Source organism: Bacillus sp. 22190, from assembly GCF_052045575.1.
GTDB lineage: Bacteria > Bacillota > Bacilli > Bacillales > Bacillaceae > Bacillus > Bacillus altitudinis.
In genome coordinates, this window is sequence record NZ_JBQEPF010000050.1 from 1 (window position 1) to 611 (window position 611).

The window sequence follows — 611 nt, forward strand, 5'->3', positions numbered from 1 at the left end:
AAAAAAAAATCTCCCCCTGCGGGGAAATTTGGTTTAGTCTTTGGACTTTTAGGTTTTTGGGTTTTGATCTTTTAAAAAGATGGCGGTTTCGCCAGCTTTTTGGGCGATTTTGACGGAGTCAGAATCGTGTCTTTTCTTATCTTGATACATATAGAAACATTGAGATTTTCAAAAAGTGATATGAATCCAGTGGTGTCAAGGGTTTGAAGGTAATTTGACAGGGAAAAACCCCGTCTGCTATTATTAAGTTACCACACCAAATAATAGATAGCTAGAGAACTAGCGGCAGAAGGGGTTTTTTCTTTGTTTTATTCATCTGAATCGAATTATACCATCCTCGAGGATAAAACCGCAACAGGTAAAAAGCGGGATTGGAAGGGGAAAAAGGTGAGATCGTCGCTTATGGCGGCTCACTATGAAGGACTTGAAAAGCGTACCGGTGCGCCTTACTACGGAAAAAAGGCAGAGAAAGTATGTGATTGTGCGGAATGTCTTGCGTTTAAGAGGGATCGAGAAACGGGCAGACTACGATTATATCAAGCCTATTTTTGTAAAGTGAGGTTATGCCCTATGTGTGCGTGGCGAAGGTCATTGAAAATTGCTTATCACAA

The 611-nt window shown here is 40.8% G+C and carries 1 pseudogene; it reads left to right on the forward strand.

Annotation, left to right across the window (positions count from 1 at the left end):
- Positions 1–303: 303 nt before the first annotated feature.
- A pseudogene (locus ACTJKA_RS19990) lies at positions 304–611 on the forward strand (protein rep); the annotation flags it as partial.